Origin of the sequence: Dickeya fangzhongdai (genome assembly GCF_002812485.1) — a bacterium.
Taxonomy (GTDB): domain Bacteria; phylum Pseudomonadota; class Gammaproteobacteria; order Enterobacterales; family Enterobacteriaceae; genus Dickeya; species Dickeya fangzhongdai.
The window spans coordinates 2,063,207-2,076,235 of the sequence record NZ_CP025003.1; the positions used below are offsets into that span (position 1 = coordinate 2,063,207).

Below are 13,029 nucleotides of genomic sequence, written 5' to 3' on the forward strand. Positions count from 1 at the left end.
AGCATTCTGAAAATACGTCTTTCCGAATAGAAAATAGTGGTTCTATATTATTTTTAAACAAAACCATCACAAATAAGAAATAATTATGAAATATGAAATCGATCTGAATTCCGATATGGGCGAAAACTTTGGTCCCTGGAAAATAGGCGATGACGTTGACCGGCAGATTATGTCTTATATAAGTTCTGCCAATATTGCCGCCGGATTTCACGCCGGCGATCCTTCGACCATGCGGCAGACCATTGAGTGGGCCAGCGATTATGGCGTCGCGGTCGGCGCGCATCCCGGATTTCGCGATTTAGTCGGTTTTGGCCGGCGGCATATTCACAGTCAGCCGCAGGAAGTGGTGAATGACATTCTATATCAGCTCGGGGCATTGCGTGAATTTACCCGGCTGTATCAATTACCGTTGCAGCACGTTAAACCGCACGGGGCGCTGTATATGCATCTGGCGCGCGATCAGCCGTCCGCGCAGCTGTTTGTGGAAACCCTGCATCGGTTGGACCCTGAATTACGGCTGTTTTGTCTGCACGGGTCATGGGTCTGGCAGGAAGCAAGAAAACTGCAACACCCTGTTATTTGTGAATTTTATGGCGACAGGGAATACGACGCCAGCGGCTCTATCGTATTTACCCGCCGGGTTGGCGAGCTGGACCCGGCGCGGGTGGCGGCGAAAGTGGTGCGCGCCTGTGTGGAAGGCAAAGTGACGACGGTTGACGGCGAAGACATTCACGTCGAGTTTGATTCGATTTGTATTCATAGCGATACGCCCGGCGCGCTGACATTAATTAAAGCGACCCGGGACGCATTGAATAACGCCAATATTCGCGTGCGTTCGCCATTGCAGAATAGTTTTAATAATCGGTAATTGATAAATAATTATAAGGATTGAGGCTAATGAAAACATATGAGGTTTGTTCTCCTTTACCGGGTATTTTTTATCGTCAGCCCGCACCGGATGCTCCCGCGTTTATTGAAGAAAATACCCCGGTTACCGCGAATAGCGTTATTGGTCTGGTCGAGGTGATGAAACAGTTCAGTGAAATTTATGCGGAGCAGGCTGGCGAATTGGTGTCTTTCTGTGTGAATAGCGGTGATGCGCTGGAGCCGGGGCAGGTAATAGCCATCATAAAAATCGATGAATAACGGTAAAACCTACCCTATATCCTCATTATTACATTACGTCATCAGGAGGGCCGCATAATGCGTCAGCCGATCAAAAAATTGCTTATCGCCAACCGGGGGGAAATTGCCGTTCGCATTATTCATGCCGCCCGCAGTCTGGGGATTGCCACGGTGGCCGCCTGTAGCGAGGCCGATGTCGATTCGCTGCCCGTGCGTCTGGCGGATGAAAAGGTGCTGCTGGGGCCGGCGCGCGCCGACCAGAGTTACCTGAATCAGGCCGCGTTGTTGCAGGCGGCCAGCGACAGCGGGGCGGATGCGATACATCCGGGATACGGTTTTCTGTCTGAGAATGCCGCCTTCGCCGACGCGGTGGAGCAGGCCGGGCTGGTGTTTGTCGGCCCGACGGCGGAAACCATTCGCATGATGGGCGACAAGGCCGTGGCGCGGCACACCGCGCAGGCGGCGGGGGTGCCGGTTGTGCCCGGTTCGGGGGTGTTGTCGTCGCTGGAGGCGGCGTTACAGGCCGCCACAGAGATCGGCTATCCGTTGCTAATCAAGGCGGCGGCCGGCGGCGGCGGGCGCGGTATCCGGGTCGTCAATCATGAGGATGACCTGAAACGCGAGTTTCCGATTGCCCAGAGCGAAGCGAGAGCCGCGTTCGGATGCGGCGATGTCTACCTGGAGTTGTTTATTCGCCATGCTCGTCATATCGAAGTACAAATTCTGGGCGACGGCGAGCGGGCGGTGCATCTGTATGAGCGCGAATGTTCGTTGCAACGTCGTCGCCAGAAAGTGTTTGAAGAAGCGCCGTCGCCGGCACTGACGTCGACGCAGCGCGAGGCGTTGTGTGGCAGCGCCCTGCAACTGGCGCAACAGTTACGCTACCGCAGCGCCGGTACGCTGGAATATCTGTTCGATGCCGAGCGGGAACAGTTCTATTTTATCGAAATGAACACCCGCATCCAGGTTGAACATCCGGTCACGGAGCGGGTTACCGGCGTCGATTTGGTGCAGTGGATGTTGCGTATCGCCGGCGGCGAACCGCTCAGTCTGCGTCAGGAGACGATCGAGCTGCATGGTCATGCCTGTGAAATGCGCATCAACGCTGAAGATCCGGCGCGTAATTTCTTCCCCTGTCCCGGCGTGGTGGACTCGCTGACCTGGCCGCAAGGCCCCGGCATTCGCATCGACAGCCATCTGTTTAGCGGTTACCGCGTCCCGCCGTATTACGACTCTCTGCTGGCCAAGCTGGTGGTATCCGGACCGACGCGCCAGCAGACGCTGGCCCGTGCCGAGCAGGCGCTGAATCAGTTGCGGATCGGCGGCATCACCACCACGCAGTCATTGCATCAATGGCTGCTGACGGATACCCGTCTGCGCGCCGGGCACTTTGATACCACCTCGTTGGAAAGCTGGCTGCAGGCGCGAGAAGCCGAATCACTGTCGCTGTCGAAGGAGGCCTGAGATGACGTTTCCTGCAATACGCTACACCTTTGGCGGCGATGAGCACCTGTTTGCCGAGATTGACCAAGCAATGTCGCTGGGCGCGTTTTTCCGCGGACTGGCGATGACCCGCGCGCTGGAGCAGCAGGCGCTGCCCGGCGTGCTGGATATTTGCCTGGCTAATGCGTCCTTTCAGGTGCGTTTCAATCCGGATGTCATCGCGCCGCAGGCGCTGCTGGAGAGGGTGCAGAGCACTGAACAGCAGGCGCAGACGATGACGGTGCTCGACACGCGCATCATCGAAATTCCGGTGCTGTACAACGACCCCTGGACCCACGAAACCCTGATGCGGTTTCGCGATCGCCATCAGGATCCAGCGGCTACCGATCTGGAATATGCCGCGCGCATCAACGGTTATCAGGACGTGGCGGCGTTCATTGCGGCGCACAGCGGCACGCCGTGGTTCGTGTCGATGGTGGGATTTGTGGCGGGATTGCCGTTCATGTTTCAAATGGTGGAGCAGGCGCAGCAGCTTCAGGTGCCGAAATACCTGCGACCGCGTACCGATACCCCCAAACTGTCGCTGGGGCACGGCGGCTGTTTCGGCTGTATCTACTCGGTGCGGGGGGCGGGCGGCTACCAGCTGTTTGGCGTCACTCCGGCGCCGATTTACGACCCGGAACAGCGCCTGGACTATCTGCAATCGTCGATGGTGTTTTTCCGCGCGGGCGACATCGTGCAGTTCAAACCGATCGATCTGGCACGGTATGAACAGGACGTACAGGCGGTTGAAGCCGGTCGCTTCAGCCTGCGCATTCGCCCGGTAACGTTTGAACTGGATAAGTTCCTCGCTGACCCGGCCGGCTATCAACACTATCTTCAGGGGGTACTGTATGCAGGGTAGTAGCGCGCAGATATCAAGTGTGCAGATATCGAATGTACGGATCAATGTCATCCGGCCGGGGCTGGCGACCTCAATACAAGATGGCGGTCGCGAAGGCTATTACCACCTCGGTATTCCGCCGTCCGGTGGGCTGGACCAGTATTCGTTGCGGCTGGCGAATTTGCTGGTGGGCAATCCGGCGCAGGCGGCTGTACTGGAAATGACGTTGCTGGGGCCGGAACTGCAGTTTGAGGGCGATGCGCTGGTGGCGGTGTGCGGGGCGCGGATGCCGCCGCTGCTGGACGGTATGGCGATGCCGATGGATACCTCGTTTGCGGTGCGTGCCGGTCAGGTACTGCGGTTTGCGCCGACGACGGCCGGGTGCCGCGCCTATCTGGCGGTGGCGGGCGGCATCGCGGTGCCGGAGGTACTGGACAGCCGTTCGACCTATGCGCTCGGCGCGCTGGGCGGTTATCAGGGGCGTCGACTGGCCGCCAATGATGTGCTGCCGGTAGGGACGCCGTACCGTAAAACGGCGCCGGATGTGACCGTGCCGGCCGACTGTCTCCAGCCGCTCGACAAGCGCGTGACGCTGCGCATGGTGACCGGGTTATACATTCACCGCCTGACCCCGGCGGCGGTAGAACAGTTTTTTGCCGATGACTGGCGGGTCGGCACCGAAGCCGACCGCATCGGCTACCGGCTCAAGGGCGGGGCGCCGCTGGCGTTTGAACCGCGTACGCCACCGTTTGGCGCCGGCTCTGATCCGTCCAATATCGTCGATGCCTGTTACCCCATCGGCTCGGTGCAGGTGCCGGGTGGTCTGGAGCCGATCATTCTGTTGCGCGATGCGGTGTCCGGCGGTGGTTACATGACGCTGGGGACGGTGATAAGCAGCGATCTGGACATCATCGGGCAACTACAACCCCACTATGGCGTTCGTTTTGCGCCTGTATCGCTGGAGGAGGCGCTGGCCGCCCGGCAACACTATCGCCGCCGTCTTGAACGGCTGACGCTGTTATTAACGAACTGACGTTAACGCACTGATTTCAGACGGTCCCGCCGATTTTTCCCTGCGCCAACACCAGGAACGGCAACGGCGGCGGGACCTCGTCTGACATACCGAACTACCTGAACGACCGTGCGGCTTTTGCCGCGGCGGCGGGTGGGTTCGGCCATAACGCATGCCGGCATGCCGTATGACGCTGGCGGCATGTCATTAAATACGGGTCTGTGGAGGGGTTGCGATGGCTGAGGTATCTGATGTTCAGGGGGCAGCGGCGGCATCGCCTGCCGATACGGTGTCCGCAACGGAGCGTATGGGAAAACTATCGCTGACCATGGCCTGGTGGGCGGTGTGCAGCGCGATTTTCTATATTGTGGTAGGGGCGTCGCTGGCGCTGAATTACGGTGCGCGCAATGCCATTATCGGTATGGTGTTATCCGTCGTGTGCTACGGTTTGATCAACGCAGCCATTAGCCGCTTCGCTATTCGCAGCGGCCTGTCGGTGGCGGCATTTTCCGGCCAGCTGTTCGGCCAGGCGGGGTCGGCGCTGGCGACGCTGATCTTTTTCTCCACCGCCATTTATTACGCGGTGTTTGAAGGTTCGGTGATTGCGTTCGCCATCAATCACCTGTTCCCGTCGCTGGATTACCACTGGGCCGCGCTGCTGGTGGTGCTCTACAGCGTGCCGCTGATTTTCGGCAGCGTGCAGCACTGGCTGGACAAGTTCAACGGCGTGCTGCTGCCGTTTTATCTGCTCGGGCTGGCGCTGACGGTGGCGGTGTCTATTCAGCATTATGGCTATCAGCCGCAATGGTTGTCATTCGGCCCGGCATCGCCGCCCGCCTATGGCTGGTGGAACTGCTTCACCTACTACATGGGGGTGTGGATTTTGATGATGTACACCTTCGATTACGCCCGGTTTGGCCGTCAGGAAGACAGCCGGTACCACGCGCGCATCAATTTCGGTATGCCGTTCTATCTGATCACGTTTCTGTTGAACGGGGTGGTCGGCATCTATCTGGTCAGCAGTTTTGCCCAGCAGAATGGTGTCAGTGAAACCGCGGTGGTGGTGAATATCCTCAATCTGCTGGGATTCTGGGGACTGTTGTTCGTGTGGGTGACTCAGACGCGCATCAATACCGCCAACTATTATCTGGCTACCGTCAACATGCAGGTGTTTTTTGATCGCCTGCTGCGGCTGCGTTATCGCAAGATTGTCTGGGCCTGCGTGGTAGGGGCGGCGGTCTATGTCCTGATGCTGGCGGATGTGTTCGCCTATATTTTGCAGGCGCTGGCCTACCAGGGGGTATTTGTGGTGGCGTGGGTCGGCGTGGCGCTGGCGCATATCGCCTTTCACCGTGCGCAACCCACCGCAGCGCCGGTGCGCGCGTTTAATCCGACCGGTCTCGGCGCCTGGCTGCTGAGCGTGATAGCCGGGGTGGCATTGATGCACGGCAGCGCCGTGTTGCAGTCGTTTTCCGCGCCGGTGACCTTTGCCGTCGCGCTGGTGCTGTACGGGTTGTTGCCGCACAAGCGTAGCGCCTGAAAGCGCAGGGCAGGGATGCCCGCTCGCCGCCTGCGCGCACATTTTTCAGCCATTGGCCTTGAAAAAATCGAACGCGAGTCTATATGAAAAGGTGAAAGCAAGACACTGTCGTTGCCTTGCGGTTTGCACTTTTGAATGTGTGTAACGATATATTCAGGAGGTTAACCATGGCATTCAAACCCATGTCTTTATTTCCGGCAATCACCGACTCGCTGTTCTCTGACCGTTTCAACCGTATCGACCGGTTGTTCAGCCAATTGACCGGCGATACGCCGCTCACTGCGGCGCCATCCTACGACATCCGCCGGCTTGACGATACGCACTATGGCATCACGGTTAGCGTGCCCGGCTGGCGTGAAGAGGAACTGGAGATCAGCACGCATGGCGGTCAGCTCACTATCAGCGGCAAACGTAAGGAAGACGTGTCGGAAGCGGAGCAGGAGCAGGACGGCTGGCTCTATCGCGGCATTAGCCACACTGATTTCAGCATCAGTTATTCATTGCCGGAGCATGTTAATGTAGAAAGCGCGCATCTGGAAAATGGCCTGCTGACCGTCACGTTAAAGCAGGATATTCCGGAAAACGAAAAGCCGAAAAAAATTGCCATTGAAAACCGCAATCAGGCGGGGGTTCAGGCATTGGAACACGAACATTAATTTTTTCTTATTCCTCATTAAGATGTTTTGCCCCGATAGTATCGGGGCTTTTTTTTAATAATTCAGGAGCGCTTATCTGATATTGATGGGAACGTTGCAGGTTGTCGATTGCTGTATGGAAATATTTATTCCCTTTTGTTTTATAACGATAGTTTTTCTGCTGCGACAGTTGGGAGTATTCCGATGTCGATATGGGAGATGCCGAATAATATCTATTTTACTCATCTGGATTGAGAGTGTTTAATCTGAGCATTAATTATGCTTCATCTTTTATAATGGCATTTTTTGCACTGAAGATAACATAACAAAAATTATTGTGTATGGACTGTATGGTGTAGGGATAGTCTGGCTGAACTGGTGTTTGGGTTGTATCCACTTTTCACTAGAATGGCAGAGGTGCTTGCTATGAAATACGTGGTAGGGTTGGTTTTTATAACGTCAGCATTCGTGCTTTTAGATACGGCAGAGGCCAGAGATAAGAATTTGTATTCTGGTGATACTTATCTGATTAACGAAAGTGGTTATTGTGCTGATGTCTATAGAAAAGATAAACAGCTTTTTAGCAATAACCAGGAGCATATTTACTTTAAAGATGATTCTGGTGATGTTATACCGGCAAATCATCCTGTGTATCTTAAGGTTGATTTTTACAAAAATGACAAGCGGGATAGCAATGTCGCCACTGTGCCTTGTCATGGCGAATTGTATATGAAAAGAAATAAACACTTGAAAATAGATACGCCGCTTTCTGCACTAAGCACGGACGATGCCAGGTAATGAAGAGAGTGCTGAATGCATAGGTAAATGAAAATATTTCATTGGTTATTTTTACAATATCCACTTTTACAACATCAGAGGTGAATTATGAAATATGGTAAATGGTTTTTTTCCTTCGCTGTCGGGGGATGTCTGTTGTCTGCCACGATGGTACAGGCGGACAAGTCAAAATCGATATTCGTCAAATACCAGCCAGGTAAAACCGAAACGGGCGTACATAATTCGAGTGGCTATTGTGTCGCGTTATATCGACCAGATGGTAAAGATATAAATAATGCGCATTATTTTGAGCTAGGTAATGGTCATTTCAATCAGTTGCCTGGCGATCACCCTGCAAAGCTTCATGTTATTTATGTGCCCAGTTCATCTTCAGATACTAAAACTAGCTGTGGCAACAATGTAGATGCTTCATCGAATAAAACAAGAAAAAATGTGCATTTTAATCGCACGGTCGTTGATATAAACCCACCAAGTTAATGGTGCATGGTATCGCTAAATTTGTACGCGTTGTCGTCATCATAATGAGTGTGAAATAAAACGTTTTTTATTTAATACTACCAGAGGTGAATCATGAAGCATGTTGAAAAGTTTCTTTCTGCTTCGACTATAACCTTCGCCCTCATGCTGTCGGGGATGGCAGCGGCAAAGAATGAAGAGGTTTTTTCTAAAAATACGCATTTGGGAAATGCAAGTGGGTATTGCGTCGCTCTTTCCCGAATGGACCATAAAGATTTTAGCGATAATAAGTCGGTGTATTACATGCCGGATGATTACCTGGAGGCCACTATCGCCGCGACTACTGCCGTTCCCCGGCCGATAAAACTCCATGTCGTTTTTTATAAAAGTTCGAAAAATGACACGCTACAGCAATGTGGCGGCAGCAAATACAGGGAAAAAGATAAGCATTTTTATCGCGAGTTTGATGTGATAAGCATGGACGATGTGTCGTGATGGTTTATTTGCCGTACTCCACGGCAGTTATCGCTCACTGCTTTTCGTGGGGGGTGCGGTCGGGAAACGGATACCTGTGATTCGGATCGAAAATTTGCACCACCGTTATGGTGACACGGTGATCTTGCGTGCGCTTTCATTACATATCCGGCACGGAGAAACCTGCGCTATTCTCGGCCGCTCCGGCAGCGGCAAGAGTACGTTGCTCAATGTGCTGGGGCTGCTGGAGCCGCTACAGCAGGGCAGCTATCACCTGGATGGCGAGGATATTCGGCAGTGTTCCGCCAGTTTGCGGGCCTGGTTGCGTAATCAAAAACTGGGGTTTGTGTTCCAGCATTTTCATTTGCTGACCAGCCATAACGTGCTGGATAACGTGGCGTTGCCGCTATTGTATCGGAATGTCCCGGTTGTGCAGGCCCGCCGCCGCGCCGCAGGGGTTCTGGGCGAATTGGGCATGTATTCGCATCGTCTGCAACGCCCGGCAGCACTGTCCGGCGGGCAGCGCCAGCGGGTCGCATTGGCCCGGGCGCTGGTGGGCGAGCCGGCCGTGTTGCTGGCTGATGAACCGACCGGCAATCTGGATGCTGAAACCGCGCAGGAAATCCTCAACCTGTTGCTGGACATCAACCGCCAGCGGGCGTTAACCATCGTCATGGTGACCCATGACGAACGATTGGCGCAGCGGCTGCAGCGGCGTTGCCGCATGCATGATGGTACGCTGGTCGGGGAGTGAACACGCCATGAATGTTATGCAACAGTGGCTTGAAGCCTGCCGCAATCTGATCGCGTTCCATCAGCGCGCGTCGCTGGCGATGCTGGGCATCGGCGTTGGCAGTGCGCTGGTGGTGGCGCTGTTGCTGCTGGGCAAAAGCGCCCAGCAGATGGCGTTGAGCGCGTTTGACAATCTGGGCGGCGATATCATCGTGGTTGAAATCGGCGTAAAGGAGGACAACTCGTCGCAGTCGGCAGTGCCGCTGCCGGTTAATCTGGATTTTTCCGCGCTGGCCCGCGTCCATCGCGGCATTCGGCGCGTCGTCCCGCTGGCTCGCTGGAATATCAGGCTGCCGCAAAAGAATGATGACGACGACGGCATCCCGTTGGTGGTGATCGGCTCTACGCCTGATCTGATGCCGTTGCTGGGGCTGACGCTGACGCGGGGGCGGGCGTTTTCCCGTTACGACGGCCGCAGCACCTATAGCATTGTCAGCGCGGAGCTGGCGTCTCGTCTGACGGGTGCTTCATCGACACGCGCGCTTCAGCTCGGCCGTTACGCCTTCGATGTTATCGGTATCCTGAAACCGGCGACGGTGTCGATTGGCGGTCAGACTATCGACCATGTGGCGCTGGTGCCGATAGAGACGATCACGCGGATTTCTCCTTTTGCGAGTACGGACCTGCTGTACATCCAGGTAACGTCGACCGCGCTCCTGACGCCGGTTGTCAATGCGATCCGCCCCTGGCTTGAGCAGATGCTGCCGACGCGGACGATCCAGATTCAGATTCAACAGCAGCTTATCGACAGCATGGCGAAGCAGAATGCGACCTTCCGCTACCTGCTGGCTGCGCTGGCCGCCGTCGCGCTGCTGATGGGAGGCATTGGCGTAATGAATGTCATGGTGATGAGCGTGTCGACGCGGCGGCATGAAATCGGCCTGCGCCAGGCCATCGGCGCTCGTTCGCTGGATATCGGCGTCTTGTTTTTGCTGGAAGCGGCGCTGCTTTCGCTGCCCGGCGCAGTGCTGGGCAGCGTGGCGGGTGCGCTGCTTGCCTGGGGTTATACCCGTTACGTCGACTGGCCGCTGATGGCCGACCCGTGGGTGTTTCCGCTGGCTATCGGCAGTGCGTTGATGCTGGCGGTATTTTTTGGTCTGAAGCCTTCTCTCACGGCTGCCCGTTTATCCCCTGCGGAGGCGTTGCGTGAACATTAAATCGTCACATGCCGTCGCTTTTTTATCGTTACTGATGTCGCCCTGGCTGTCGGCGGCGAATGTCCCGATGGCCGAATCGCCGTTAGCGCGCGAAACGGTGCCGCTCACGCTGGCCGATGCGGTCGCGCTGGGCGTACGCAACAGCAACACGCTAAAAAGCGTCGCGCTAACCCGGCTGATGGATAAGTTTGATCTGGTGGTTGCCGAAGACGGTTTCCGGCCGCATCTGGTGTTGAACAGTGAATATCGCCGCAATATGGGCGAGCAATTGCCCGGACAGGAAAGCCATTCCGGCCTGTCCACCAGCCTGCTGACGCCATTGGGGACGCAGCTTGAGGCGGACTGGAACGAGGACTATTCCGGCTTGACCTCGTCCGGAAGCACCCGAAGCCGGGGCAACACGATCACTGTCGTGCAGCCGTTGCTAAAAGGCGCCGGCGTCGAATTTAATACCGCGCCGGTGCGTCTGGCCCGGCTTGATGAGCGCATTGGTCACCTGAATCAGCAAAAGCAGATCGCCGATACCATTACCCGGATTATCCAGGCTTACTACGGATTGCTGGAAGCGCAGCAAGGGGTGAGGCTGGCGCAGGAATCTCTGCAACGTGCCGGCGCGCAGCGCGACGTGATGCTGGCGTTGATCGCCAGCGGCAGACAGGCCGCGCTCGACAGACTGCAGAGCGATACCGATATCTCCTCGCAGCAGTTAAGTCTGGAACAGCAAGAAAATGCCCTGACCGAGCGCCGTCTGGCGCTGTGCGGCTTATTGGGCATCGATACCCGCACCCAACTGAGCGCCAGCGATCGCATCGAAATACGCCCGATCGCCCTGAAAACGCCGCAGGCGATAGCGATGGCGATGAAAAATCAACCTGACTATCTGATTCAGCAGCTCACGGCGGATAAACAGCAAATCTACCTGATGCAGGCGAAAAACCAGCGCCTGTGGGGGGTGGATCTGGTCGCCGGGGCCGGGCGGGTCAACACCCGGGCGGCGGATATTCAGAATGATAGCCGCTGGCAGCGCTATGTCGGCCTGAACGTCTCTATCCCGTTGAACGACCTGCAAGCCCGTCAGGAAGAACAGCGCGCCTGGGTGGCGGGGAAAATTCAGCTATTACAGATGGCGGACGTGCGTCAGCAACTGGAGGAAACGGTCACGCAGCAGGTCAACGCGCTTAACAGCAACTGGCAGCAGTTTCTGATTGCCGACCGCCTGACGCGGCTGTCGGAAAAAACGCTGCAGGCAGAGCAGGCCAAACTGCTGGCAGGACGTTCATCAAACTTTCAGGTGCTGAGTTATCAGGGCAGTCTGCGTGCGGCGCAAAACGCGCGCGTGTCCGCGCAGATCGCCTATCTCAACACACGTGCTGAGCTGGATCGCGTGCTGGGCGCCACCCTTGATCACTGGGGAATACAACAGCATGATCGGTAATGTTCTGAACGGTGGTGTTCGCTGGCGGCGGCTGGTGTTGTTCGGCGGGGTGACGGTAACGCTGGCGGCGACGGTGCTTTTATTCCGGCCGCCTGCAAAGGAGGCGGCGGCCGAAACCAACTGGCGCGCCGTCGTGCCGTCGCCGGTGGAGAACCACATTACGCTGCTGGCGCACGTGCAGGCGGCGCAGCAGTATCTGATAAACGCCCCTTTTGAGAGTGACATCAGCCAGTTGAACGTTCAGGAAGGGCAGCAGGTGCATAAAGGCGATGCCTTGCTGACGCTGGATACCACGCCGTTGCAACTCGCGTATCGCGATGCGCAGGCGCAGTTTCTCAAGGCACGCCAGTCGCTGCGGAATCTACGCTATTGGGAAAACAGCAGTGAAGTCATGTCGGCCCGGCGGGCATTACTCATGGCGGAAATGAGCGAACGAGACGCGTCCAGCCAGTTGAGTGCGGCGGAGCCGCTGTATCAGCAGGGGATCATCGCACGTTCGGAGCGCGACAGCCTGCTTCAGCAGGTGGCCAGCCGGCGGCTGGAGTTGCAGGCGGCGCGTCAGGCGCTGACGGCCGCTCAGGTGCCGGGAAACGAGGAGAATCAGGCGATGGCCGAACTGGAACTGAATAACGCCGAACAGAAATTACAGCAAATCCGCGATCAGCAGGCCCGCAGCGAGGTGTATGCCCCCAGCGACGGCTATGCGGTGCGCATACAAAACGGCGACAAGGAGAAGGTTGCTTTTCCCCGCTTAGGGCAGCGGGTCAGCGCGGGGGAAGCGCTATTCATTCTGGCGGGCGTAACGCGCTTTGAAGCACGGACCAAAGCGGACGAAGCCGACATCGAACACCTGCGGCCGGGCATGCCGGCGGTCCTCACCAGCGAAGCGCTGTCGGGCCAGTTGCTGGCCGGCAGGTTACGGGCGGTCAGCCCACAGGCCAACTATATCGAAGGGCAGCCGGGCGCCACCTATGATGTTGTCTTCGATCTCGACTGCTGCCGCGCCGGGCAGGCTGTGCCGCGGTTCGGCATGTCCGCGCTGCTGAAAATCACCACCTTTTCCGACCCTAATGGCATGGTTCTGTTGCCGGATGAGGTCGGCCAGAATGAACAGGGGAAGACCGCGGTCTATTATCGCCGCACGCCCCAGACGCCCGAAGAAGTACGGCAAATTGACGTCGTCGGGCCGTTGCCGCAAGGCATTCTGGTAACAGGGCTGGAGCCCGGCGAGGTCAGAAAGTGGGACTGTTGCCACCCCGCCGCGAACTGAGTGTATCGG

At 56.6% G+C, this 13,029-nt stretch carries 14 protein-coding genes; all 14 read left to right on the top strand.

Annotation, left to right across the window (positions count from 1 at the left end; genetic code table 11):
• Positions 1 to 85: 85 nt before the first annotated feature.
• The 14 genes from CVE23_RS09340 to CVE23_RS09400 all read left to right on the top strand — a co-directional run bounded on the left by CVE23_RS09340 (position 86) and on the right by CVE23_RS09400 (position 13,020).
• Positions 86 to 868, top strand: coding sequence for a 5-oxoprolinase subunit PxpA (locus tag CVE23_RS09340; RefSeq protein ID WP_038918754.1), 783 nt, complete (start codon positions 86 to 88; stop codon positions 866 to 868).
• A 29-nt stretch (positions 869 to 897) separates the two neighbouring features.
• A complete protein-coding gene (locus tag CVE23_RS09345; RefSeq protein ID WP_038918755.1) occupies positions 898 to 1,146 on the top strand; it encodes an acetyl-CoA carboxylase in 249 nt (82 codons plus the stop codon).
• A 57-nt stretch (positions 1,147 to 1,203) separates the two neighbouring features.
• Complete coding sequence (locus tag CVE23_RS09350; protein ID WP_100849389.1) at positions 1,204 to 2,589, top strand: acetyl-CoA carboxylase biotin carboxylase subunit; 1,386 nt, start codon at positions 1,204 to 1,206, stop codon at positions 2,587 to 2,589.
• A 1-nt stretch (position 2,590) separates the two neighbouring features.
• On the top strand, positions 2,591 to 3,472 hold the full coding sequence (locus CVE23_RS09355; RefSeq protein WP_049854347.1) for a 5-oxoprolinase subunit B family protein: 882 nt from the start codon (positions 2,591 to 2,593) through the stop codon (positions 3,470 to 3,472).
• Complete coding sequence (locus CVE23_RS09360) at positions 3,462 to 4,484, top strand: 5-oxoprolinase subunit C family protein (protein WP_100849390.1); 1,023 nt, start codon at positions 3,462 to 3,464, stop codon at positions 4,482 to 4,484. Before CVE23_RS09355 ends, CVE23_RS09360 begins: the two co-directional genes overlap by 11 nt.
• A gap of 214 nt (positions 4,485 to 4,698) precedes the next feature.
• Positions 4,699 to 6,003, top strand: a complete 1,305-nt coding sequence (locus CVE23_RS09365; protein ID WP_100849391.1) for a purine-cytosine permease family protein — start codon at positions 4,699 to 4,701, stop codon at positions 6,001 to 6,003.
• 167 nt (positions 6,004 to 6,170) lie between these two features.
• Positions 6,171 to 6,659, top strand: a complete 489-nt coding sequence (locus tag CVE23_RS09370; RefSeq protein WP_100849392.1) for an Hsp20 family protein — start codon at positions 6,171 to 6,173, stop codon at positions 6,657 to 6,659.
• 405 nt (positions 6,660 to 7,064) lie between these two features.
• Complete coding sequence (locus CVE23_RS22715) at positions 7,065 to 7,436, top strand: hypothetical protein (RefSeq protein WP_145958416.1); 372 nt, start codon at positions 7,065 to 7,067, stop codon at positions 7,434 to 7,436.
• Between the two features lie 87 nt (positions 7,437 to 7,523).
• Complete coding sequence (locus CVE23_RS22720; RefSeq protein WP_145958417.1) at positions 7,524 to 7,913, top strand: hypothetical protein; 390 nt, start codon at positions 7,524 to 7,526, stop codon at positions 7,911 to 7,913.
• Between the two features lie 93 nt (positions 7,914 to 8,006).
• Positions 8,007 to 8,387 (top strand): hypothetical protein, encoded by a 381-nt coding sequence (locus CVE23_RS09380; RefSeq protein ID WP_100849394.1) that lies wholly within the window; start codon positions 8,007 to 8,009, stop codon positions 8,385 to 8,387.
• Positions 8,388 to 8,463: 76 nt separating this feature from the next.
• Positions 8,464 to 9,120, top strand: coding sequence for an ABC transporter ATP-binding protein (locus tag CVE23_RS09385; RefSeq protein ID WP_225622662.1), 657 nt, complete (start codon positions 8,464 to 8,466; stop codon positions 9,118 to 9,120).
• Between the two features lie 7 nt (positions 9,121 to 9,127).
• The gene (locus tag CVE23_RS09390) at positions 9,128 to 10,315 is read left to right on the top strand and encodes an ABC transporter permease (RefSeq protein ID WP_100849396.1); all 1,188 of its coding nucleotides are present in this window, start codon (positions 9,128 to 9,130) and stop codon (positions 10,313 to 10,315) included.
• On the top strand, positions 10,305 to 11,750 hold the full coding sequence (locus tag CVE23_RS09395; RefSeq protein WP_049854354.1) for a TolC family protein: 1,446 nt from the start codon (positions 10,305 to 10,307) through the stop codon (positions 11,748 to 11,750). The genes CVE23_RS09390 and CVE23_RS09395 overlap by 11 nt, the downstream gene beginning before the upstream one ends.
• Positions 11,740 to 13,020, top strand: coding sequence for an HlyD family secretion protein (locus tag CVE23_RS09400; protein WP_100849397.1), 1,281 nt, complete (start codon positions 11,740 to 11,742; stop codon positions 13,018 to 13,020). The genes CVE23_RS09395 and CVE23_RS09400 overlap by 11 nt, the downstream gene beginning before the upstream one ends.
• Positions 13,021 to 13,029 lie beyond the last annotated feature (9 nt).

Excerpts from the sequence above, each read along its gene's own strand:
- CVE23_RS09340 (WP_038918754.1), top strand. The coding sequence starts at position 86 with ATGAAATATGAAATCGATCTGAATTCCGATATGGGCGAAAACTTTGGT.
- CVE23_RS09345 (WP_038918755.1), top strand. The coding sequence starts at position 898 with ATGAAAACATATGAGGTTTGTTCTCCTTTACCGGGTATTTTTTATCGT.
- CVE23_RS09350 (WP_100849389.1), top strand. The coding sequence starts at position 1,204 with ATGCGTCAGCCGATCAAAAAATTGCTTATCGCCAACCGGGGGGAAATT.
- CVE23_RS09355 (WP_049854347.1), top strand. The coding sequence starts at position 2,591 with ATGACGTTTCCTGCAATACGCTACACCTTTGGCGGCGATGAGCACCTG.
- CVE23_RS09360 (WP_100849390.1), top strand. The coding sequence starts at position 3,462 with ATGCAGGGTAGTAGCGCGCAGATATCAAGTGTGCAGATATCGAATGTA.
- CVE23_RS09365 (WP_100849391.1), top strand. The coding sequence starts at position 4,699 with ATGGCTGAGGTATCTGATGTTCAGGGGGCAGCGGCGGCATCGCCTGCC.
- CVE23_RS09370 (WP_100849392.1), top strand. The coding sequence starts at position 6,171 with ATGGCATTCAAACCCATGTCTTTATTTCCGGCAATCACCGACTCGCTG.
- CVE23_RS22715 (WP_145958416.1), top strand. The coding sequence starts at position 7,065 with ATGAAATACGTGGTAGGGTTGGTTTTTATAACGTCAGCATTCGTGCTT.
- CVE23_RS22720 (WP_145958417.1), top strand. The coding sequence starts at position 7,524 with ATGAAATATGGTAAATGGTTTTTTTCCTTCGCTGTCGGGGGATGTCTG.
- CVE23_RS09380 (WP_100849394.1), top strand. The coding sequence starts at position 8,007 with ATGAAGCATGTTGAAAAGTTTCTTTCTGCTTCGACTATAACCTTCGCC.
- CVE23_RS09390 (WP_100849396.1), top strand. The coding sequence starts at position 9,128 with ATGAATGTTATGCAACAGTGGCTTGAAGCCTGCCGCAATCTGATCGCG.
- CVE23_RS09400 (WP_100849397.1), top strand. The coding sequence starts at position 11,740 with ATGATCGGTAATGTTCTGAACGGTGGTGTTCGCTGGCGGCGGCTGGTG.